Consider the following 21,865-nt stretch of genomic DNA (forward strand, 5'->3'; position numbering starts at 1 on the left):
CGCGATGGTGCCCCCGCTGTCCGTCGGGCCGGCCGAAACCCCGTCTCCGCCCTCCGGCAGCAACTGGCGAAGCCTGCTCGGCGGTTCGGGCCCGGAGTTCAGGATCGGGCTGGGCCGGGTGATCGTGTCGTCCTTCGGCCTTGCCGCCGTCTATATCGACCCGACGCAGCCCGAACGGTTCGTGACCACGGCCTATGGCTTGCTGGCGAGCTATGTCGGCTTTGCCTTCCTGCTCCTGCTGGCGCACCGGCGGGTCGCGGCCAGCCGCATCCTGCGCATCGGATCGACGATCGTCGACATCTTCCTGGTCGGCATCCTGTCCTACATCACCGGAGAGCTGGAAAGTCCCTTCCTGATCTTCTTCATCTTCGTCCTCATTTCCGCCGCCGTGCACTGGAATATCAAGGGGACGCTCTGCGTCGCGGCGGCGCTTCAGGGCGTGCTGGTGACGGTGGCGATCCCCGATCTGCAGGACGGCGAATTCGATGCGAATGTGCTGATCATCCGGTCCGTCTTCTGCTGGGTGCTGGTCCTGTTGCTCGGCTATTTCATCGCCTATCGGAACCGCACCATTTCTAGGCTCGGCGAACTTGCGCAGTGGCCGCATGAATTCGTGCCGGACGTCGATCAGCCCTGGCTCGCCTTTTCGCTGCGGCATGCGGCGAAGGTGCTCAACGCGCGCGCCATCGCGGTTCTGTGGCGCGATCCGGACGAGGTCGGTTCGCATATCGCGGTCTGGCGCGAAGGCCGGTTTCGGCTGATCGAGAAGGATGGGCAAGGAACGATCGCCGAGACGCCGGATGCGAGCATGGCGGACTGGCGGGGGCAGATCGACTATCTTCAGCGGCTCGATGCGCTGCCACGCCTTTCATCCGCCGAGACTGCCGCCGTCTACCATTCGACCATTTCGACGATCCGGTATAGCGGCCGGCTGTTCCTGCTCCCGGAGGGGCCGCGCGACAATGACACGGCCATCCTCACCCGGATCGTCACGGCGCGCATCGCCATCGACCTGGAACAACATTCGCTCGTGCGTGATTATGTCACGGCGGCGGAGCTTAAGGAACGGTCGAGGCTGGCCCGCGACCTGCACGACGGCGTACTTCAGAGCCTGACCGCGGCGGTGCTGGAATTGCGGGAGCAGGAGCGGATCGTGCCCGAGGTCAGCCATCATGTGGCGCATATTCGCGCTTCGCTCGAAGATCAGCAAAAGCGTCTTCGTCAGCTGGTGGACGGCTCCTTCGCCAAGCAGCAGAGCGCCTGTTGCCTCGCGGACCAGATCGGCCTCTTCGTCGAGGCGCTGGAACCGCAATGGGGCTGCATGATTTCGGTGGAGATCGTCCCCGGATATCTGGTGACGACGGCGCCGATCGCGACCGAACTCTGCCTCGCGCTGTCCGAAGCGACGGCGAATGCCGTGAAACATGGCCGTGCGACCCAGTTGCGCGTGAAAATCGTGGACAGGGGCGAACGGCTGAGCCTCTATATCGCCGACAATGGCAACGGGCATCTTGCGCCGGAATTGCCGATCCCCGCGTCCCTGGCTGCCCGTGCACGCGAACTGGGTGGCGACCTGGAGGTGAAGCGCGGCGAGTTCGGCCTGTTGCTCCAGGTGTCGCTTCCCGCCACATTGTCGAAGGTGAGCCTGGCATGAGCGTAGCGTCTCTGGTGATATGCGACGATCATCCGCTGCTGATACGCGGGCTGGCCGACCTGATCGCAGGCAGCAGCCGCTTCCGGATCGTAGCGACCTGCGGCGACGGGGCGCACGGACTGTCCGCGATATGCGCCCTTCAGCCCGATCTGGCGGTGATCGACATCGCCATGCCCAAGATGAACGGCCTGGACCTGTTCGTCCAGGCGCGGGCCGCGGGCTGGACCGGGCGGGGCGTGCTGCTGACGGCGGCGATTTCGGATCAGGAGACGGTGCATGCGGTCGCCGCCGGGGTCAATGGCATCGTCCTCAAGGAAACCGCCGGAGCGACGCTGATCGACGCGCTGGAAGCCGTGCTGGCAGGGCAGCGATGGATGCCGCCCGACGTGCTTCAGGCGGCTGTCGGCCGCGCCCGCACGAGCCGCGACAGTTCGCCGCTGGCCCTGCTGACGCCGCGCGAGCGGCAGGTGGCGCTGATGATCGCCGACGGGCGCAGCAATCGCGAAGCGGCCAGCGCGCTCGGCCTGTCGGAAGGGACGATCAAGACGCATATCCGCACCATCTTCGAAAAACTGGGCGCGGATAACCGGACCGCGGTCGCCTTGCTGATCGCCCGCTCGGGCGCGCGGAACGAGGTGCATTTCCGGCGGTGAATTGCCCATCCATGAGGATTACCCCCGCCTGATTAGGCCCATGGGTTGATACGGCGGCCATTCCCCTACGCTAGTCTGCCCCGATCGGTCACGGGCAAGGCAAGACTATGATAGAGAATCTGGAACGGCTTGAGCTGCTGCTCCGTTGTCCCGCAACGGGCAAGCCGCTGGTGCGGACCGATGCCGGCTATGAGACCGATGGCGACGTGCCGCTCGTCTATCCGGTCATGGACGGAAAGCCTGTGCTGGTGGATTTTTCCAGTTCGGTTCTCTCCCCCGACGTCCTGCGCACCTCTGCCGCCAGCAGCCCGATCGCACGCCCGAAGATGGAATTCGGCCGCAGCCTGTTCAAGCGGATGCTGTCGCCGGAAAAGAAGAGTACGCGCGAGAATATCGCAAAGCTGCTGGAGAATTTGCCGCCGCAGCGCAGCTCATCGGTGCTGGTGATCGGCGGCGGCACGATCGGCCAGGGAACCGATGCGCTGTATGATTGCCCGATGGCCAGGGTCATCGCCCTCGACATCTATCAGACGGCCAATACCCAACTGATTGCCGACGCGCATCGCATTCCGCTGTGCGATGAGGCGGTCGATGCGGTCGTGATCCAGGCGGTGCTGGAGCATGTGGTCGATCCGCACGCCGTGGTGGAAGAAATATGGCGCGTGCTGCGTCCGGGGGGAATCGTCTATGCCGAAACGCCCTTCCTCCAGCATGTCCATGAAGGCGCTTATGACTTCATGCGCTTCACCGAGAGCGGCCACCGCTATCTTTTCCGCAAATTTTCTCTGATCGGCTCGGGGGTCAGCGGCGGTCCCGGCACGCAACTGCTCTGGTCGATCGATTATTTCTTCAAGAGCCTGTTCCGCTCACGGCGCGCGGGCAAGATGTTCAAGATGGCCTTCGCCTGGCTGCAATGGTTCGACCCCCTCATCCGCTCGGACTATGCGTCGGATGCCGCCAGCGGGACATTCTTCCTTGGCCGCAAATGCAACCATGCCGTCTCTCCGCAGGAAATCGTGCAATTCTATCGGGGCGCGCAGGTGGCATAAGGCTGACCGGGGGAGGCCGGCGGAGCGCCGGTCAGTCGAGCCTGCGCCGGTTTTTCGCTACGGCCTTGCGATAATGGGCGATCGATCGCGCCATCGCCTGGCCGCCGGTGGGGCCGAGATCGCCCGACAGCATCATCCATTGCAGCCTGCCGGCCGCCTCGATCTTCTCGACGATCATGCGTTGCGCTTCCAATGCCGAATCCGGATTGCCGGCCATCAGGCGCGGAATGCGCAATCCGATCACCGACCAGGCTTCTATGCAAAGGCTCCAGCCGTCCAGGGCAAGCGTCATGGGATTATTCTTTGCCATGTCGCGATAATGAAGGTCGAACAGGCCATTTCCGGGCACCATCATTTGCGCCCCCGTATGATGCAGCGAAAGCCGATATGGCTGGTGGCGCTGTCGACCGCCTGGGGATGGCGGGCGGCGGGGCGATAGCGCTGGCAATAATTGGGCGCACACAGATGCGATCCGCCCTTCAGAACCTTGCGCGGGATGCTGATATGGGGTGTTGCCGGATCCAGGCTTTCCCGCCGGCTACCGCCACGGGGGTTGGACGGGACGCAGCAACTGCCCTTCGCCTTGCGCTCGATGCGTGGCTGGGCGAACCAGTCGACCGTCCATTCCCAGACATTGCCGATCATGTCGTACAGGCCATGGCCGTTGGCGGGATAGGTGCGGACCGGCGACGTGCGCTCATAGCCGTCCTCGAGCGTGTTGCCGTAGGGGAATGCGCCCTGCCAGTAATTGGCCAGCATCCGTCCTTCGGGGGCCAGGCTGTCGCCCCAGGCATAGTCGGCGCCGTCCAGCCCGCCGCGTGCGGCATATTCCCACTCCGCTTCGGTCGGCAGCCCCTTGCCGGCCCAGCGTGCATAGGCTTCCGCATCCTGATAGGCGACATGGACTACCGGATGATCAGGCAGATCGTCCGCATGGCTGTCCGGGCCATGGGGGTGGCGCCAGTCGGCGCCGATGCTGAAACTCCACCACTGGCTATAGTCGCCCAGGTCGACCGGGCCGCTCGTGCGCCGGAACAGCAGCGATCCCGCCTGTGCCAGGGCCGGGTCCATGCCGGGATAATCCTTTGGGTCCGGCGCGATTTCCGCAAGGGTGCGATAGCCGGTCGCTTCCACGAAGCGCGCAAATTCGCGATTGGTCACGGGCGTCTCGTCGATCCAGAAGCCATCGACCTGAACCCGGCGGACCGGCGCTTCTTCGGGATAGAAGCGGTCCGACCCCATCAGAAAGGCGCCGCCCGCCACGAAGCGCATGCCGTGCGTCTGCGCTGCGCCCGCATCGGTCGTCGCGGCCTCCGGCGGCAATGGGGCAGTGCATGATGTCGTTTCGGGCATGAAGAGACTCTGTTCCAGAAGCAAGGCGCGCAGGATGATCTAGAGCCGCTGTGCATGATCCTGCAAGCCGATCGTTCGCACAGGGATCATTTCAACCGGAGCGGCAGGCCCGCGGTGATGAGCATGACTTCGTCGGCGATCGTGGCGATCGACTGGTTCAGCCGCCCCGCTTCGTCGCGAAACCGCCGGGCAAGCGCATTATCTGGCACGATGCCGAGGCCGACCTCGTTGGCGACGAGGATGACCTGCCCCTCGAAGATGGCGATGGACTGCATCAGCTGGGCGCCCGCCGCTGCCAGATCGGCGTCCATCAGCAGAAGATTGGACAGCCAGAGGGTCAAGCAGTCGACCAGCAGGATGTTGCCGGGGTCATTGAGCGACCGGACGGCGTCGGGCAGCGCGACCGGCGCTTCGACCGTTTGCCAGCGATGATCGCGATCGGCCTGATGCAGGGCGATGCGGTCGCGCATTTCGTCGTCATAGGCTTCGGCGGTGGCGATGAAGATCGCACGGCCGTGCAGCGCTTCGGCGCGGCTTTGTGCATAGCGGCTCTTGCCCGATCGGGCGCCGCCGAGGACGAAGAGGCAATGTCCGGTCATCAAGGTGCCTTTCGGGACGGGGGTCAGAACAGCCATGCCGCCACAGCGATCAGCCATAGCAGCAGGCAGGCGCGGCGATAGGTGGCGAGGGCGCGCCTTATGTCCCGAGCGCCTGCCTGCCTGCCCTCGCCGCCGATCCAGGGCTTGGGGTGCAGGACGCCGTCATAGGCGATGGGACCGGCGAGGCGAACGCCCAGCGCGCCGGCCATGGCGGCTTCGGGCCAGCCGGCATTGGGGGAGGCATGGTTCCGCGCGTCGCGCCGCAGGATGCGCCAGCCGCCTCCGCCGGCAAGGCAGAGCAGCAGACCGGACAGACGCGCGGGGATGAGGTTCAGCAGATCGTCCGTCCGCGCGGCCGCCCAGCCGAAAGCGCGCCAGCGTTCTTCCCGATGGCCGATCAGGCTGTCGGCAGTGTTGATCGCCTTATAGACCCAGACCCCCGGCAGGCCGCAGACCAGCAGCCAGAAAAAGGGGGCCGTCACCCCGTCGCAATAGCTTTCGGCGAGGCTTTCGATCGCGGCGCGGGCGACGCCGCTTTCGTCGAGCGCCTGCGTGTCGCGGCCGACGATGGCGCCGACGGCGGTTCGGGCGGCGGGGAGATCGCCCGCTTCCAGGGCCAGCGCGACGGGGCGGACATGGTCGTGGAGGCTGCGCTGCGCGAGGGCGGGCCAGGCGAGCAGGGCAAGGGCGATCCAGCCCGGACTGCCGAAACTTTTCAGAAGCAGCGACTGCACCAGCCAGCAGGAACCGCCGGTGAGGATGATGAGGAACAGGACGGTGGCCACGCCCCATGCGCGGCGGATGGGGAATGGCAGATTCGGCCTGTTCCAGCGGCTTTCGCATCGCTCGATCAGCCGCGCGAACAGGCCGACCGGATGGCTGATGCGGCGATAGAGGGATGGCGGCCAGCCAAGCGCGGCGTCCAGTCCCAGTGCGGCGAGCGCGACCGGATCAGCCATGGCGGAGGGTGGTTTCGAGCCGCAATGCGATGGCCCAATCCGCGGGAAGGCCGAAGCGCAGCCAGCGCGGCTGTTCGGCGAAGGGGCGGGTCAATATGCCGGCGCGGGCCAGTCGTTCGAACAGTATCGGCGCTTCGTCCGTCTCGATTAGGCGAAAGAGGGGGCAATGGCCGATCGGTCGGTGGCCTGCCTGCTCCAGCACAGCGTCGAGGTTCGTTGCAGCGGCGTGCAGGCGGTCGCGGGTTTCGGCGATCCAGGGGTTGTCGCCATAGGCGGCCGTGCCGATCGCGATCGCGGCGGCGGAGAGCGGCCAGGCTCCCAGATAATCGCGCAGCCTTGCCAGAAAGTCCGATGGGCCGAGAACGAAGCCCAGCCGGACGCCCGCGAGGCCGAAAAATTTGCCGAAGGAACGGAAGATCAGCAGGCGTCGATCGTCAGCCACCAGTGGCGCGAGAGTGGTGGCGGGATCGGTATCGGCGAAGGCTTCGTCCACCATAAGCCAGCCCCTGCCGGCGCGGGCTTCCAGCAGGTCGAGTAATTCCGCCCGGTCGATCAGGCGGCCATCGGGATTGTTCGGGTTGGCGAGGATCAGGCTGCCTTCGGATCGCGCCGCATCGGCCCATGCCGTTGCGGTCGATCCGGCGATCATTTCGCCATGGGTGCGGTAGCTGGGGCTGACATGGCTGGCCGAACCATCGATCAGGCGGCCGGCGAGGCGAAGGCCGATTTCGGTGCCGGGCACGGCACAGACATGGCGCGCGTCTACACCGAAATAGACAGAGGCAACGGCCTCCAGCTGGCGCAGGGTATCGGGTTCGGGCAGGCGGTGCCAGTCGATGGACAGGGCATCCGTGCCGGGCCAGGGATGGGGATTGATGCCGGTGGAAAGGTCGACCCAGGGCTGTTCCCCCGTGCCGAAATGCGCCTTGGCCGCCTCCAGCGAACCGCCATGGAAGGTCCAGGCATGGGTCATGTCAGCCGGCTCCACAGCAGGGCGGCGACAAGCAGCAGGCTTTCCGTAACTTCGATCCCGGCGCCATGGCCGTCGCCCGAAATGCCGCCGATGCGGCTTCGCAGCCACCATGAACAGAGCAGCCATGCGAAAGGCGCGATCCAGAGCGAGGGGGAGAGGATGGCCGCGCCGATCAGGAGCGCCGTCCAGAGGGTCAGGTCCAGCGGTCGGACGACGTCCCGGAACAGCGCGCCTAGCCCTTCATGAAGCTGAGGGACGAAGCGCGTCCAGACGAGCGGACCGATCCGCGCGGCGAAGGGGATGAGGGCGACGGCGACATAGGCCTGCGCCTCGATCAGCAGGCGCAGCAGGATCAGCTTGGACAGGAGTTGCAGCAGGATCGTGACGATCGCGAAGCTGCCGACATGCGGATCGGCGAGGACGGCGATCAACCGTTCGCGATCCTTGTGCGCGGCTCCGGCGGCATCGGCAATGTCGCCCAGCCCGTCGAGGTGCAGCGCCCCCGTTATCCCCACCCAGCAGAGGAGCGCGGCAAGCGCGCCGGCCCAGGGATCGATCCACGCGCCGAGGCAAGCGGCGGCGGCTACCAATATCCCGATAATGAGGCCGACCGCCGGGAACCAGCGGATGGACGCGGCGAATTCAGCGCCGGTGACGCTAACGCGCGGCATCGGCAGGCGCGTGAGGAACTGGATGGCGATGACCAGCCCCTTCATGCCCGCAGCGTCCTGATCTGGGCCACCGCCGGATCGCCGGGCCAGATGTGGAGGGACAGGCGCGCGCCATAGGGCAGGTCGAACGCCCAGAGTTGCGGGCGGGCGATACCGCAGAGGCAGTGCAATGCGGCGCGGATCGCCCCGGCATGGGTGACGATCAGCGTGGGGTGCGGGGACAGGTCGGCGAGGGCGGACGTTATGCGCGCGACCAGCGCCGACCAGCGTTCGCCCCGTGGCGGCGGGTTTTCATCGGGATCGGCCCAGAAGCGCCCCAGCGGTTCGGGATCGATCGCGCTGGCGGCCTTGCCGTCCCAGTCGCCAAAGTCGAGTTCGCGCCAGCGCGGGTCGATCTGCGGCGCCAGGTTTCGGGTTTCGCCGATGCCTGCGGCGGGCAGGCGGCAGCGTTGCAGGTCGGAGGAAATGATCCGGCCTATGTCCAAGTCGCTGACCTGACGGACGCAGGCGGCGATGCCCTCCGCCGTGGGCGCGACGTCGGTGCGGCCGAGCATCAGGCCGGGCTGTTCCGGCGCGCCGTGCCGAAGGAAATGGAGGGCGAAGCCGCTCACAGCGAACCGGATACCGCCGCTTCGGCGAAGGTCGCCATCTGGTTGTGGGCGGCCAGTGCGGCTCGGACGATAGTGGCGGCGACCGCTGCGCCGCTGCCTTCGCCGAGCCGCATGCCGAGCGACAGGAGCGGGGCAAGGTCCAGCCGTTCGAGCAGGCGCGCATGGCCCGGCTCCATCGAGCGATGGCCCGCGAGGCAATGGGCGGTGATGGCCGGATTGTCGGTGGCGAGCGGGGCGATGGCGGAGCAGCAGATGAAGCCGTCGAGCAGCACGGGGATAGTCAGCTTCCGTGCGCGCAGGATGGCGCCGGCGATGGCGGCGATTTCACGGCCGCCGACCCGGCGCAATGTCTCGAAAGCGGAATGGGGCGCATCGGCATGATGCGCGAGCGCGCGGTCGATCACCTGCGTTTTGCGCCTGATGCCTTCGCCGTCGATCCCGGTGCCGGGACCGACCCAATATTGCGCCTCCGTCCCGTAGCTGCGCGCGCAGAGCGCCGCCGCCGCGGTCGAATTGCCGATGCCCATTTCGCCGAGGATGAGGAGGTGCAGATCATCCTCGACCGTGGCCGCGCCGGCGTTGAGCGCGGCAAGGCATTCCTCCACGCTCATGGCGGGCGCGGAGGTGAAGTCGGCGGTGGGCCGGTCGAGGTCGAGCGCGACGATCCTGAGGTCCAGTCCGGCCACAGCCGACAGCGCATTGATCGCGGCGCCGCCGGCCCGGAAGTTGGCGACCATCTGCGCGGTCACGCTGGCGGGATAGGCGCTGACGCCATGAACGGTGACGCCATGGTTGCCCGCGAAGATGGCGGTTCGTGCGCGGTCGATCGCCGGACGTTCACGCCCCTGCCAGCCGGCGAAGAAGATCGCGATGTCTTCGAGCCGTCCGAGCGACCCCAGCGGCTTGGTCAATAGCTCCTGCCGCGCGCGCGCTGCCTTTGCGGCGTCCGCGTCTGGGGTCCGCAAATCGGCAAGGGCGGCCTCGAAGGCGGCGACGGAGGCGAAGCTGGTCATTCGGCGACAAATCCCGGTGGCGGCGTGCGGGTGATGAAATGGCCTTTGACGCCCTGGGGCCATTGCGAAAAGGGCACGCGGCCATGCTCGCTTTCCGCATAATGGACGGCATAGTCCAATATGGCGCGGGCTGCTTCCTCGGTCGGCTCGAACCGGCCGAGGACATAGCCGACCTTGTCCGGCGCGCGCAGATGGACGGTGCAATAATCCTGACAGGCGAAGAGGCAGGGCATTTCCTGCACCGCGACATCGTCATAGCGCGGATCGCCGGCCTTCACCCGTTTGAGGGCGGACACCAGATGCGCGCCGCCGCGAACGCCATCGGCATCCTCGCGCATATCCTTGCTGTGACGACAGGTGTTGCAGGCGACGATCGCCGGCCCGGTATCGACCCGCTTCAGCATTGGACGTCTCGGCTCGTAAATATCGGCACGGCTACCCCATCGACATTGCCGCAGGATGGCGCCGGTGCGCGACACCGGCCACGCATCGCGCGGTTTCCCTGTCGTCGCGCGGGTTCACCCCCGTCCGCCCGGATCACCCTGTCCGTGCGAAAGACGACCGCGACAGGCAGGTCTCCTGGCTTGCGGGTCAGCGCCGATCGACCGCCTTCTCGGAGATTTCTCTCCAATGGCATATGGCCGATGGCTCACCGCGTACAGTTGCAGGGGCAGCCGGGTTTGTCCCGTTCCCATCTTCGTCCCCGTCGCCGGGGAACCTGTCACGCGGCGGGCGTTACATCGATTTGGATGGCGCGGTCAACGGGCTGCGCCACAGCGGGGTGACGGTCGGCCATGCGCCGGTCAGATCGACCTGCGCCTCTATGCGGTAGACGGTGCGGAGATGGTCGGGGGTGAGGACATCCGCCGGACTGCCATCGGCGACAAGGCGTCCCCGGTCGATCAGCAGCAGGCGGTCGCAATAGCGTGCGGCCATGGTGAGATCGTGGAGGACGGCGATCACCAGCGCGCCGCCGTGAGCTTCGGCTCGCAACAGGTCCATGACGTCGATCTGATGGCCGGGGTCGAGGCTGGCGAGCGGCTCGTCCGCGATCAGCATGGGCGCCTCGACCGCGAGCGCGCGTGCGAGCAGGACGCGGGCGCGCTCGCCGCCGGACAGTTCGGTCGCGATCCGATCGCGCAGGTCCAGCACGTCCGCGCGCGCCATCGCGCGCTCGATGGCGGCGGTGTCCTGGCTGCGGATGCGGGACATAGGGCCGAGATGGGGCAGGCGGCCCAGGCCGACCAGCCGCTCGACGGTGATCGGCCAGTGGAGCGTCTGCCCCTGCGGCAGATAGGCGACGCGGCGCGCCAGTTCATCGCGGCGCAGGGTGGCGACATGCTGACCGTCGAAGCGGATATCGCCTCTCGCCGGGACAAGGCCAAGCATCGCTCGTGCAAGCGTGGACTTGCCCGCGCCATTGGGGCCGACGATGCCGACCAGCGCGCCGTCGCCGAACCGGGCGCTGATCCCGCCCAGCACGTTGCGTCGGCCCAGCGTGACGCCGACCGCGTCGAGTTCCAGCATCACCATAGCCGCCGCTCGCGCATCAGATGGAGGAGGAAGATCGGGATGCCGAGAAAGGCCGTCACTACCCCCAGCTTGAGTTCGTTCATGATGTTGATGAGCCGCACGGCGATGTCGGCGAAGGTGAGCAACGCCGCGCCGCCCAGCGCTGCCGGCAGGAGGATGGCCGAGGGGCTGCGATCGGTCAGCGGTCGCAGCAGATGCGGCACGATCAGGCCGATGAAGCCGATAGAACCCGACACCGCCACCGCGCCGCCCACGCCGATCGCCGTGCCGAGCATCAGCCGCAGCCGGGTGCGGCGCAGGTCCACGCCCAGCGCCTGCGCGCCATCCTCGCCCAGCGTCAGCGCGTCGAGCGCGCGACCGTCCCACAGCAGCAGCGCCATGCCGATGACGATGCAGGGGAGGGCGATCCAGAGATGGTCGAAGGAGCGGTTTTCAAGGCTGCCCATCAGCCAGGTCATGATTTCCATCGCGGCGAAGGGATTGGGCGACAGGTTGAGCGCCAGTGCGATGCCCGCCTGCGCCAGTGTCGCCACCGCTATGCCGGCAAGGATCAGCGTCAGGCTGCTTTCCGACCGTCCGGCGAGGAAGAAGAGCAGCAGGAGCGACAGACAGGCGCCGCCGATCGACAGGAGCGGCAGCATGGCGGGATGGAGTTCGGACAGGCCGAAATAGAGCGCGCCGACCGCGCCCAGCGCCGCCGCGCTGGACGTGCCGAGCACTGATGGTTCGGCCAGCGGATTGCGCAGATAGCCCTGCATTGCCGCGCCCGCGACGCCCAGCATCGCGCCGACGGCGAGGCCGATCAGCGTGCGCGGCAGGCGCAGGTCGAAGAGGATCGTGTCCGTCACCTGATCGCCATGGCCGAGCATGGCGCTCCAGATGCGGGGCAGGGGGATGTCGACCGGGCCGAGCAGCAACGATCCGATCGCCGCGGCGGCGGTCAGCAGGGTAAGGCAGGTCAGCAGTCCCATGCGCCGTCGGGTCGGTGCCATCATCTTATCCATTTGCCGCGCATGGCGAGGCGATTATGGGAAGATCCATGTCGCGCAAAGCCTTTCTTGCATCCGCCTGCCTTTGCATCGTCGTCGCGGGCGCTGCGGTCGCCTCCCGTCCGGCGGCCAAGCCCGTGCGTCCGCCGCAGCGGATCGTGTCGCTCAACCTTTGCGCCGATCAGCTTGTCATGGCGCTGGCCGATCGCGGGCAGATTGCCGGGCTGACCCGTAACGCCGCCGACAAGGAGATGTCGGCCGAGGCGGCGCAGGCGCGGGGTTTGCCGATGCTGACCAATTCGGCCGAGCAGATATTGGCGATCCGCCCCGATCTGGTCGCGGGCGTGCCTGCGCGGCGCCGGAGCGTCATGCTCGGGGGGATCAAGGGGCAGGGCTATCGTACGCTCGACCTCCAGAGTGCGGACAGGCTGGCGGATATCTACGTTTCGATCCGTACGACGGCTCTGGCCGTCGGCCATGCCGACCGGGGCGAGGCGATGGTCGCGCGGATGCAGAAGGAACTGGCGGGGCTTCCCCGGCCCGGCCGGGGACGTGTCGCGGCCTATTATCAGCGGCGGGGATATATGACCGGCACCGGCACGCTGATCGACGATCTGATGCAGCGCATGGGGTTGGTGAACCTCGCCGCGAAACTCGGCAAGCCGCCGCTGGCGCAGGTCAGCCTGGAGGAAATGGTGGCGGCGCGTCCCGATTTCCTGATTATGGAAAGCGCCACGGACCGCGTCACCGATCAGGGGAGCGAGATGCTGCACCATCCGGCGCTGCGCGGCATTCCCCGCATCAGCATACCGCAGGCCTGGACGGTCTGCGGCACGCAGGCCTATACGCTCGCCGCGCGGAGCATGGCGCGTCAGATAATCCAGTGGGATAGCACGCATCGCTGACACTCGATCTGAGATGGACGACGCGCCGCTGATGCCGCGCGCCGTCCGATCGATCAGAAGGTCAGGCGGACGCCGCCATAGGCGGCGCGGCCGGCGGTGGCGAAACTGAACACCTCCTCATACTCTTCGTCGGCGAGATTCTCGATCCGGCCGAACAAAGCGATATTGCGCGACAGCTTATAGTCGAGGCTGAGGTTCACCAGCACATATTCCTGCATCGATACCGTGATGGGGATATAGCTGGGATCGGTATAGGCCGTGTCGGTCATGCGGCCATTGTAACGGATGGTGAGGGTGCCGGAGAGCCGCTGGTCAGCCGTGCTGACCGTGGTGTTGAAGCTCGCCACATGCCGGGGGCGGCGGATTTCCCGCACGCCGTCTTCCTTGGCGTTGAGCCAGGTATAGGCGAGGTCGAAGCGCAGCTGGGGCAGGGGCTGGGCGCTGACGAACGCCTCGATCCCATGCTGCTTGCTCTTCGTGTCGCGATTGGCGGGGGTCGCGATGAAATCCGGGGCGGGGTAGCTGGTGTAGATCTCATCTTTCAGCGTGGAATCGAACCAGGTCGCGCCGATCGTCGCCCAGCCGCCTACGCTCTGCTCAAGGCCCGCTTCCCAGCCTTCGGACTTTTCCGGTTTCAGGTTCGGGTTGCCGATATAGGTGCCGTCCATATAGCCATAGAGTTCATAATAGCCGGGATTCTTGAGGCCCGTGCCGTAGGCGGCGCGGATGCGCGTGCCGGTGGGGAGCAGATAGCTGCCCTGCACCCGCCAGGTGGTGGTGTCGTCAAAGCGGTTATTTTCGTCATAACGCAGCGAACCGCCCAGCGACAGCGCACCGGCGGTCAGTTCATATTGGCCGACAATGCCCAGATTGTCGGTATGCCGCTTGCCCATGAAGGCGAAGCTGGAGAGGTTGCGGAAACTCTCCCGCTCCACGTCGACCGCGCCGGTGATGCGGTGGGTCACGGCCTCCGTCCCCAGCGTCAGGCTGGAGGTGAAGGAGCCTTTATAGCGCCGGCCCTTGTCGCCATAGTCGAAGCCATAGGAGGCATAGCCCTTGCGCGTGGTGTCGGCAAACTGGCCCGACAGCGTGTTGATCCAGCGCCCGTCAAGCGCGGTCAGCTGCGCCGACAACAGGCCATAGAGCGCTTCGTTGCGATAGCGCACGCCGGGGCTGTCGACGGTGTAGCCGAAGAGCGGGCTGGCGGGATCATATTCGCTATTGTTGGTGTCGGCCTTTGTCAGGCTGTAGCGCAGGACGCCGGTCAGCTTGAGCGTATCGGTCGGCGTCCAGTTGAGCTTGCCGCTGGCGCCCAGGCTCTGCGACCCGATATCGCGGTTGCCGCCGCGCGCGGTCGGATAGCCGTCCGTGTCATAATAGGAAGCGGACAGGGCATAGTCGATGGCATCGCTGGCGCCCGCGACCCGCGCCGCGCCGTTGAATGTGCCGAAGGAGCCGCCCTCGGCGCGCGCGCTGATGCCCGGCGCCTCGCGGCCCGACAGGGTGATATAGTTGATGACGCCGCCGATCGCGTCGGACCCGTAGAGCGAGGATTGCTGGCCGCGCAGCACCTCGATCCGGACGGCGGGATCGGCGATCAGCGTGCCGAAATCATATTCGCCATAATAGGGATCGGCCGCCTCGATCCCGTCGATCAGCACCAGCACATGGTTGGATTCGCTGCCGCGCAGGCGGACCTGGGTCTGGCCGCCCATTGCGCCGATCCGGCTGACGGCGATACCGGGCACGTCGCGCAGCACGTCCGATACGACGCGCGTCTGGCGCGCCTCCAGCGTGGCGTTGTCGATCACGGTGACGGACGCGCCTAGCTGACTGGCCTTGATGCCCTCGCCGGAGCGGGAGGCGGTGACGATGATCTCGTCGCCGGGCAGGGTGCCGGGTTCGCCGTCGGGCGTTTGCGCCAGGGCGGGCGTCGCCGCCGTCAAGGCAATCAGGGAAATGGTCGTGACAAATTTCATGGAGGCCCCCTCCGAACACCGGCAACGAAGACGGGGCCTGCCGATACGCGCCGTGCGATCGGCCGGCGCATGGCTGGCGAGCCGGCGTCATGCGCCCGCATGCCCTGCGCCGAAGCGGCCCGCGCCGCTTGGTCGTCGCTCGACGGACTTCCTCCGTGCCCCGGCCTTTCCCTGGACCTGGGACAATGAGCGACCCACGCCGGCTGGTCTCCTGGCTCACGGGTCGTCGCTTGATGCACGCCTTCCCAGGTTTCCCCAGTGGCTGTTCCGGATTGCTCCAGAACCCGTGCATCGCGCTCACCGCTTACAGTTGCAGGGACAGCCCTGGATTTGCCGGCTTTCGGGAAAGCCGCCTCACCATGTTCCCATTCAAGCCCCTTGCGGGGCACCGGCGCGATCATGTGGGAAGCATTGGTTCCCCACCTGATCGCCCTTAGCGCGCATCGCGATTTTCGCAATCGGCTTTCGCTTTTGCGGCAGGAAGCGCGGCTATCGACCTAAGGTCCAATTGCGTCATTCGCCCCCTGTGCCACCTTGGAGGCCAGATTTTCAAACCAGCTCGGGAGAAGGATGATGTTGCAACAGGCGCTGGAGCGGTTCGCGGGAAAAACGCTGATCCGCGAAAAATATGAGAATTTCATCGGGGGCCAGTGGGTCGCACCCGTCCGTGGCGAATATTTCGACAATATCTCGCCGGTGACGGGCCAGGTCGTGTGCCAGGTGGCACGCGGCACCGCCGAGGATATCGAACTGGCGCTCGACGCCGCCCACAAGGGGAAGGACGCCTGGGGTAAGGCATCGCCGACCGAGCGGTCCAACATTCTTTTGAAGATAGCCGACCGGATGGAGGCCAATCTGGACCTGATCGCGATGGCCGAGACGATCGACAACGGCAAGCCGATCCGTGAGACGACCCATGCTGATATCCCGCTCGCCATCGACCATTTCCGCTATTTCGCCGGCTGCGTCCGGGCGCAGGAAGGGTCGATCGCGGAGATCGACCATGACACCATCGCCTATCATTTCCACGAACCGCTGGGCGTGGTCGGCCAGATCATTCCGTGGAACTTTCCGATCCTGATGGCGGTGTGGAAGCTGGCGCCTGCGCTGGCCGCCGGCAATTGCGTGGTGCTCAAGCCCGCCGAGCAGACGCCCATGTCGGTGCTGGTGCTGATGGAGATCATCGGCGACCTGCTGCCCGCCGGCGTGCTGAACGTCGTCAACGGCTTTGGCGTGGAGGCGGGCAAGCCGCTCGCCAGCAACAAGCGGATCAGCAAGATCGCCTTCACCGGCGAGACGACGACTGGCCGCCTGATCATGCAATATGCGTCGGAAAACCTGATCCCGGTCACGCTGGAACTGGGTGGCAAAAGCCCGAACATCTTCTTCGCGGATGTGATGGATGCCGATGACGATTATTTCGACAAGTGCCTGGAAGGCTTTGCGATGTTCGCGCTCAATCAGGGCGAGGTCTGCACCTGTCCCAGCCGCGCGCTGATTCAGGAGAGCATCTATGAAAAGTTCATCGAGCGCGCCGTTGCGCGGGTGAAGGCGATCAAGCAGGGCAGTCCGCTCGATCCGGGCACGATGATCGGTGCGCAGGCGTCGAACGACCAGCTGGAAAAGATCCTCTCCTATATCGAGATCGGCCTCAATGAGGGTGCGGAACTGCTGACTGGCGGCGAGCGTGCGACCCTCGATGGCGAACTGGCCGACGGCTATTATGTGACCCCGACCGTGCTGAAGGGCCATAACAAGATGCGCATCTTCCAGGAGGAGATTTTCGGTCCGGTCCTGTCGGTGACGACATTCAAGGATGAGGCCGAGGCGCTGGCGATCGCCAACGACACGCTCTACGGGCTGGGCGCAGGCGTTTGGACCCGTGACGGCAGCCGCGCTTATCGCATGGGCCGGGGTATCCAGGCCGGTCGCGTGTGGACCAATTGCTACCATGCCTATCCGGCCCATGCGGCCTTTGGCGGCTACAAGCAGTCGGGCATCGGGCGTGAGACGCACAAGATGATGCTCGATCACTATCAGCAGACCAAGAATCTGCTGGTCAGCTACAGCCCGAAGGCTTTGGGTTTCTTCTGAGCCGAGGCGGCGGCTCGCAGCGAAGACGCGCTTTCCTCTCCCCTGCGTCTTCGTTGCCGGCGGGTGCCCAAGGGCACCCGCCCACCGCCTGTTTCGGGAATGGATCGCCATGCAAGATATCCCGCCCCGCATACTTTCCACCCCGGCCGCCGATGACCTAATCGCGCGGCTGACGGAGCGTCATGGGCCGCTGATGTTCCACCAGTCGGGCGGCTGTTGCGATGGGTCCGCGCCGATGTGCTTCCCGCGCGGCGAGTTCAAGGTCGGCGGGCAGGATGCGCTGCTGGGCCATGTTATGGGGGATGTCCCGGTCTGGATCGGCGCGGCGCAGTTCGATTATTGGCGGCATACGCAGGTGACAATCGATGTCGTGCCGGGGCGCGGTGCGGGCATGTCGCTGGAAAGCCCGGAAGGCGTGCGTTTCATCGTCCGTTCGCGCGTCTTCACCGACGAGGAGGATGCGGCGCTGCGGGCGGGCGGCAATCCTCCGAGAGGCGGCTGAATAGTCGGAAATCGCTTGATGACAAGCCTGCACAAGACAGGGCATAAGTTAGGAAAATAACGACAAATGGGGAGATGGGATGACCTTGCTGGCTTCGGCGATCGCCTTCGGATCCAGCCATGCCACGGACCCGGCGCAGGCGATGGATGACATTGCCGCCCATTTCGGGGACGAGCCGCTGGCGGGCATGATGCTGTTCTGTTCGCACCGTTTCGACCGGACGGCGCTGGCGCGCGCGATCAACCGGCGCAGCGAGGGGATCGTCACGATCGGCTGCACCAGTTCGGGCGAGCTGACCGAGCAGGGCTATGACCAGGACAGTATCAGCGTCATCGGCTTTCCCGCGTCGGGCTTTCACCTGACGTCGCATTGCTTCGACGATATCGAGAATTTCGATCCGGTGACGGCGCGCGAGGCGATCCGCTCGCTCGCGGCGGTGGCCGATCGCGACAGCCGCCATCTGGGCGACAAGGTCAACCATGTGGCGCTCTTCCTGGTCGATGGCCTCTCGCACCGCGAGGAATTGCTGACCATGACGATCCAGGATGCGCTGGGCGACATAGCGCTGATCGGTGGATCGTCGGGTGACGGCATGGTGTTTCGGGAAACGGCGATCTTCGAGGGCGGCCGCTTCCACGCCCGCGCCGCCGTGGTGGCGATCCTGTCCACGCCGCGGCCGATGCATGTCTTCAAGGCCCAGCATTATCGGCCGAGTGCGGAAAAGATGGTAGTCACCGGCGCCGATCCGCAGGACCGGGTCGTGACGGAGATCGATGCCGAACCGGCGGCGGGCGAATATCTGCGGCTGGCGGGGCATGCCGGCGAGGCGCTGGGCGTCGAGTTTTTCGCCGCGCATCCGCCGATGGTGCGCGCGGGCGGCGAATATCATGTCCGATCGATCCAGAGCGCCAATGCCGACGGCAGCCTGACCTTCTACTGCGCGATCGACGAGGGCATCGTGCTGGCGGTGGGCGAGCCGATCGACCGGATCGCTGGGATGCAGGCCCTGTTCGAGGATATCGGCCAGCATATCGGCCAGATCGACCGGGTCATCGCCTTCGATTGCGTGCTCAACCGGATCGACGCCGAACAGCGGCAGATCAGCCGGGCGGTGTCGGAGCTTTATGCCCGCAACCGGGTGATCGGTTTCAACACCTATGGCGAGCAATATCATGCGCTGCACGTCAACCAGACCTTCAGCGGGCTGGCGATCGGACGATGAGCGACGGGGGCGTCGCCTTGCCCGACAGGATTGATCCGGAGGTTGAAAGCCTGCGGAACGAGATACGCAAGCTCAGGAAGATCAACGCCGCGCTGATGGATCGGGTCGAGCGCTCCAGCGACCTGGCCGGCAATGCCTTTTCCATGTTCGAGACGGCGATCTCGCTGGAAACCATGGTCCGTGAGCGGACTATGCAGCTGGAGGATGCGCTGGGTCGACTGGCGAAGGCCAACGCCGAAATCGCCGAAGCGCATCGCAGCGCCGATGCCGCGCGGATGCGGCTGCGCGATGCGATCGATTCCATCAATGAGGGCTTCGTGCTGTTCGACGCCGAGGATCGGCTGGTCCTGTTCAACGAAGCCTATCTAGGCTTCTGGCCCGAGATCGCCGATCAGATACGCGAGGGCATGGTCTTCGACGAGATCGTGAAGCTCGCCGCCGTCCATCAACGGCCGAGGAGCGCGCTGGTCGGGCCGGATCGATGGGTGTCGGACCGGCTGGCGAGGCACAGCGTCGCCGATGGCGGGCATGTCCAGGCGCTTGCCGACGGCCGCTGGGTGCAGATCAACGAACTGCGCACGAGCGAGGGCGGGATCGTCGGCATCTATACCGACATCACCGAAGCCAAGGCAGAGGATGCGCGGGATCGGGCGCGCGAACTGGCGGAGCGCAATATCGTCCTCCAGTCGACGCTCGACAATCTTTCCGAAGGCGTCTGCCTGTTCGACGGCGAAGGGCGGATCGCCGCCTGGAATGAGGCGCTCCAGCGGCTGCTGACGCTGCCGGAGGACTGGAGCACCGAACTGGGCAGTCATGCCGCCTTTCTGGCCTGGTGCCGGGGGCAATTGGCGATGGAGGATGGCGGCTGCCTCGACTGGCGCGGGAACGGCGTGTCGGGCGACCGGATGCAGCGGCTGGTGCGCTGTGGCGATCGCAGTTTCGAGGTGCGCAGCAAGGCGATGGAGGGTGGCGGGCAGGTGATCGGCTTCACCGACGTGACCGATATGCTGCGCGCCCAGACCAGCCTGCAGGAAACTGCCGAGACGCTGGAGCGCCGCGTCACTGAACGCACCGGCGAACTGGTCGCGGTCAATCGCCAGTTGGCCGAGGAAGTGGCCGAACGGCGCGAGATCGAGGCGCAGCTGATGGACGCCAAGACGGTCGCGGAGAAGGCGAACCTGTCCAAGACGAGCTTTCTTGCCGCCGCCAGCCACGACCTGCTCCAGCCGCTCAACGCCGCGCGGCTGTTCGTGGCGGCGCTGGGCGACCGGCGGCTCGCCCTGCCGACCCGCGCGCTTGTCAGCCAGACATCGACCGCGCTGGATTCGGTCGAGGATCTGCTGGAGGCATTGCTGGAGATCAGTCGTCTCGATGCGGGCGCCATCCAGCCGGAGATTGCCGACTTCCGGCTGGACCGGTTGCTGGAGACGTTGCGCGTCGAGTTCGCGCCGATGGCCCGATCGTCGGGGTTGGTGCTGGAAATCGAGGCCGAACCTGTGTGGGTACGCTCGGACGTCCGGCTGCTGCGCCGCATCCTCCAGAATTTCCTGTCGAACGCCATCCGCTATACCCAGCGGGGATCGGTGCGGCTGCTGTGCGCGACACGGTCCGACGGTGTCCGGGTCAGTGTGGCCGATACCGGGCCGGGCATCGCGCCGGACAAGCAGGGGCTGATCTTCGAGGAGTTTCGTCGCTTCGATACGCGGCAGGGGGGCAAGGGGCTGGGCCTCGCCATTGTCCGGCGGGCGGGCAATATGCTGGGCCATGCGATCAGCCTGGAATCCGAGCCGGGACAGGGATCGACCTTCTCCATCGACCTGCCGGTCGGCACGCCTGCGGTCGAAACGGCTGAACGCGCCGACGGCATGGCGCGCGACCGGAGCATGCGCGGGCTTTCCATCCTGATCGTCGACAATGAGCGGAGCATCCAGACCGGCATGCGCACCTTGCTGGAGGGGTGGGGCTGCACCGTGGCGACGGCGGGCGGCTATGACGAGGCGGCGGCGATCTTTCCCGCGGGCGAACGGCCCGATGTGGTGCTGGTCGACTATCATCTGAACGATGGCGAGACGGGGGACGTTGCGATCAGCCGGCTCAACACGCATTTCGGCGCGCAGGTGCCGGCGATCATGATTTCGGCGGATCGGGGTGAGGCGCTGAAGGCGCTGCTCGATGCGCGGGCCATCGCGCTGCTCAACAAGCCGGTCAAGCCGGCGCAGCTCCGTTCCTTGCTGCGGACGATGATGACGTGAAAAAGGGAGGCGATTGCCTCCCCTCAAGTCAACCGGCAGTGCAGCCTGTCAGTTCGGATCGTCGGCCCGGAAATGCACCATGTTCGCCTTGATGACGGCCTGGGTGCGGCTGAACACGCCCAGTTTTTGCAGGATCGCGGAAACATGCGCCTTGATGGTGGTCATCGAGACGTTGAGGTCATGGGCGATCTGCTTGTTGAGCCGGCCGCGCACCAGATGGGCGAGCACCGTGCGCTGCTGCGGCGTCAGCGTGTCGATGCGGCGGATGATCTCATCCTCTTCGGGCGAAGGCGCCTGCGCGTCGCCCATGGTTTCGGGCAGGTAGATCTCGCCCGCGACGATGCGGTGCAGCGCATCGACGATGCCGCTGCGCTTCAGCGACTTGGGGATGAAGCCGGCCGCGCCCGCCGCCAGCGCCTCCTGCACGATGGCCCGGTCGAACGCGCCCGACACCATGACGACCGGCAGGATCGGGAAACGGGTGCGCAGCAGCTTCAGCCCATCCAGCCGCCGCACGTCGGGAATGTTGAGGTCGAGCAAGATCAGGTCGAAACTGTCCTGCTTTTCCAGCAGGGCGACCGCCTCTTCCAGGCTGGCGGCTTCCAATATCTCGATATTGTCGAAGCTGATCGCGATCACGCTGCGCAGGCCGTCGCGGACCAGCGGATGATCGTCGATGATCAGCACCCGCTCCATGATCGCGTCGCCCCCCATATAGTGATTCATCGTCCGCCCCTGCCCAGAATGATCGGCCAAGTCATGGGGCATGACAAGTCGCATCGCCTCCGGCGGAAGGCCCGAGCCGAAAGAATGCACGTGATTGCCGCGTCCCATGACGATCATGACCGTTAGCC

General features: G+C 66.0%; 21 protein-coding genes and 2 riboswitches. Of the genes, 8 read left to right on the forward strand and 13 right to left on the reverse strand.

Annotation, left to right across the window (positions count from 1 at the left end):
* The first annotated feature begins 4 nt into the window (after positions 1-4).
* The 3 genes from DM806_RS12235 (at position 5) to DM806_RS12245 (ending at position 3,356) form a co-directional block, all read left to right on the forward strand.
* On the forward strand, positions 5-1,654 hold the full coding sequence (locus DM806_RS12235; protein WP_218647478.1) for a sensor histidine kinase: 1,650 nt from the start codon (positions 5-7) through the stop codon (positions 1,652-1,654).
* The gene (locus tag DM806_RS12240) at positions 1,651-2,307 is read left to right on the forward strand and encodes a response regulator (protein ID WP_179043478.1); all 657 of its coding nucleotides are present in this window, start codon (positions 1,651-1,653) and stop codon (positions 2,305-2,307) included. Before DM806_RS12235 ends, DM806_RS12240 begins: the two co-directional genes overlap by 4 nt.
* Before the next feature lie 107 nt (positions 2,308-2,414).
* Entirely contained in the window at positions 2,415-3,356 is a 942-nt protein-coding gene (locus DM806_RS12245; RefSeq protein WP_179043479.1) for a class I SAM-dependent methyltransferase, read from the forward strand.
* Between the two features lie 31 nt (positions 3,357-3,387).
* On the opposite strand, the gene DM806_RS12250 is transcribed toward DM806_RS12245, so the two are convergent.
* The 11 genes from DM806_RS12250 to DM806_RS12300 all read right to left on the reverse strand — a co-directional run bounded on the left by DM806_RS12250 (position 3,388) and on the right by DM806_RS12300 (position 12,060).
* Positions 3,388-3,711, reverse strand: coding sequence for a hypothetical protein (locus tag DM806_RS12250; RefSeq protein WP_179043480.1), 324 nt, complete (start codon positions 3,709-3,711; stop codon positions 3,388-3,390).
* Positions 3,708-4,628, reverse strand: a complete 921-nt coding sequence (locus tag DM806_RS12255; RefSeq protein ID WP_179043761.1) for a formylglycine-generating enzyme family protein — start codon at positions 4,626-4,628, stop codon at positions 3,708-3,710. Before DM806_RS12255 ends, DM806_RS12250 begins: the two co-directional genes overlap by 4 nt.
* 167 nt (positions 4,629-4,795) lie before the next feature.
* Positions 4,796-5,308, reverse strand: coding sequence for a bifunctional adenosylcobinamide kinase/adenosylcobinamide-phosphate guanylyltransferase (cobU, locus tag DM806_RS12260; RefSeq protein WP_179043481.1), 513 nt, complete (start codon positions 5,306-5,308; stop codon positions 4,796-4,798).
* A gap of 23 nt (positions 5,309-5,331) precedes the next feature.
* Positions 5,332-6,267, reverse strand: a complete 936-nt coding sequence (gene cbiB, locus DM806_RS12265) for an adenosylcobinamide-phosphate synthase CbiB (RefSeq protein ID WP_179043482.1) — start codon at positions 6,265-6,267, stop codon at positions 5,332-5,334.
* Positions 6,260-7,240, reverse strand: coding sequence for a threonine-phosphate decarboxylase (locus DM806_RS12270; protein WP_179043483.1), 981 nt, complete (start codon positions 7,238-7,240; stop codon positions 6,260-6,262). The genes cbiB and DM806_RS12270 overlap by 8 nt, the downstream gene beginning before the upstream one ends.
* Positions 7,237-7,956: an adenosylcobinamide-GDP ribazoletransferase gene (locus DM806_RS12275; protein WP_179043484.1), complete on the reverse strand. Its 720-nt coding sequence runs from the start codon at positions 7,954-7,956 to the stop codon at positions 7,237-7,239. Before DM806_RS12275 ends, DM806_RS12270 begins: the two co-directional genes overlap by 4 nt.
* A complete protein-coding gene (locus tag DM806_RS12280) occupies positions 7,953-8,522 on the reverse strand; it encodes a histidine phosphatase family protein (RefSeq protein WP_179043485.1) in 570 nt (189 codons plus the stop codon). The genes DM806_RS12275 and DM806_RS12280 overlap by 4 nt, the downstream gene beginning before the upstream one ends.
* Positions 8,519-9,535 (reverse strand): nicotinate-nucleotide--dimethylbenzimidazole phosphoribosyltransferase, encoded by a 1,017-nt coding sequence (cobT, locus tag DM806_RS12285; RefSeq protein ID WP_179043486.1) that lies wholly within the window; start codon positions 9,533-9,535, stop codon positions 8,519-8,521. Before cobT ends, DM806_RS12280 begins: the two co-directional genes overlap by 4 nt.
* A complete protein-coding gene (locus DM806_RS12290) occupies positions 9,532-9,939 on the reverse strand; it encodes a DUF1636 domain-containing protein (protein WP_179043487.1) in 408 nt (135 codons plus the stop codon). Before DM806_RS12290 ends, cobT begins: the two co-directional genes overlap by 4 nt.
* A 148-nt stretch (positions 9,940-10,087) precedes the next feature.
* A riboswitch (cobalamin riboswitch) is annotated at positions 10,088-10,272 on the reverse strand.
* On the reverse strand, positions 10,271-11,068 hold the full coding sequence (locus DM806_RS12295; RefSeq protein WP_179043488.1) for an ABC transporter ATP-binding protein: 798 nt from the start codon (positions 11,066-11,068) through the stop codon (positions 10,271-10,273). Its footprint overlaps the riboswitch before it by 2 nt.
* A complete protein-coding gene (locus DM806_RS12300) occupies positions 11,062-12,060 on the reverse strand; it encodes a FecCD family ABC transporter permease (RefSeq protein ID WP_256869278.1) in 999 nt (332 codons plus the stop codon). Before DM806_RS12300 ends, DM806_RS12295 begins: the two co-directional genes overlap by 7 nt.
* 47 nt (positions 12,061-12,107) lie before the next feature.
* Between DM806_RS12300 and DM806_RS12305 the strand changes: the two genes are divergently transcribed.
* Entirely contained in the window at positions 12,108-12,962 is an 855-nt protein-coding gene (locus DM806_RS12305) for an ABC transporter substrate-binding protein (protein WP_179043489.1), read from the forward strand.
* Between the two features lie 53 nt (positions 12,963-13,015).
* Here the strand turns inward: DM806_RS12305 and DM806_RS12310 are convergent, their stop codons facing one another.
* Positions 13,016-14,941, reverse strand: coding sequence for a TonB-dependent receptor plug domain-containing protein (locus DM806_RS12310; RefSeq protein ID WP_179043490.1), 1,926 nt, complete (start codon positions 14,939-14,941; stop codon positions 13,016-13,018).
* A 184-nt stretch (positions 14,942-15,125) separates the two neighbouring features.
* Positions 15,126-15,349: riboswitch (cobalamin riboswitch) on the reverse strand.
* Between the two features lie 165 nt (positions 15,350-15,514).
* On the opposite strand from DM806_RS12310, the gene adh reads away from it, so the two are divergent.
* The 4 genes from adh to DM806_RS12330 all read left to right on the forward strand — a co-directional run bounded on the left by adh (position 15,515) and on the right by DM806_RS12330 (position 21,011).
* On the forward strand, positions 15,515-17,035 hold the full coding sequence (gene adh, locus DM806_RS12315; protein ID WP_179043763.1) for an aldehyde dehydrogenase: 1,521 nt from the start codon (positions 15,515-15,517) through the stop codon (positions 17,033-17,035).
* A gap of 109 nt (positions 17,036-17,144) precedes the next feature.
* Positions 17,145-17,537: a DUF779 domain-containing protein gene (locus DM806_RS12320; RefSeq protein ID WP_179043491.1), complete on the forward strand. Its 393-nt coding sequence runs from the start codon at positions 17,145-17,147 to the stop codon at positions 17,535-17,537.
* A 79-nt stretch (positions 17,538-17,616) separates the two neighbouring features.
* On the forward strand, positions 17,617-18,759 hold the full coding sequence (locus DM806_RS12325; protein WP_179043492.1) for an FIST N-terminal domain-containing protein: 1,143 nt from the start codon (positions 17,617-17,619) through the stop codon (positions 18,757-18,759).
* Positions 18,756-21,011, forward strand: coding sequence for a hybrid sensor histidine kinase/response regulator (locus DM806_RS12330; RefSeq protein WP_179043493.1), 2,256 nt, complete (start codon positions 18,756-18,758; stop codon positions 21,009-21,011). Before DM806_RS12325 ends, DM806_RS12330 begins: the two co-directional genes overlap by 4 nt.
* Positions 21,012-21,059: 48 nt before the next feature.
* Here the strand turns inward: DM806_RS12330 and DM806_RS12335 are convergent, their stop codons facing one another.
* A complete protein-coding gene (locus DM806_RS12335) occupies positions 21,060-21,854 on the reverse strand; it encodes a response regulator (protein ID WP_179043494.1) in 795 nt (264 codons plus the stop codon).
* Positions 21,855-21,865: the final 11 nt, after the last annotated feature.

It is taken from the genome of Sphingobium lactosutens, assembly GCF_013393185.1.
Classification (GTDB): Bacteria; Pseudomonadota; Alphaproteobacteria; order Sphingomonadales; family Sphingomonadaceae; genus Sphingobium; species Sphingobium lactosutens_A.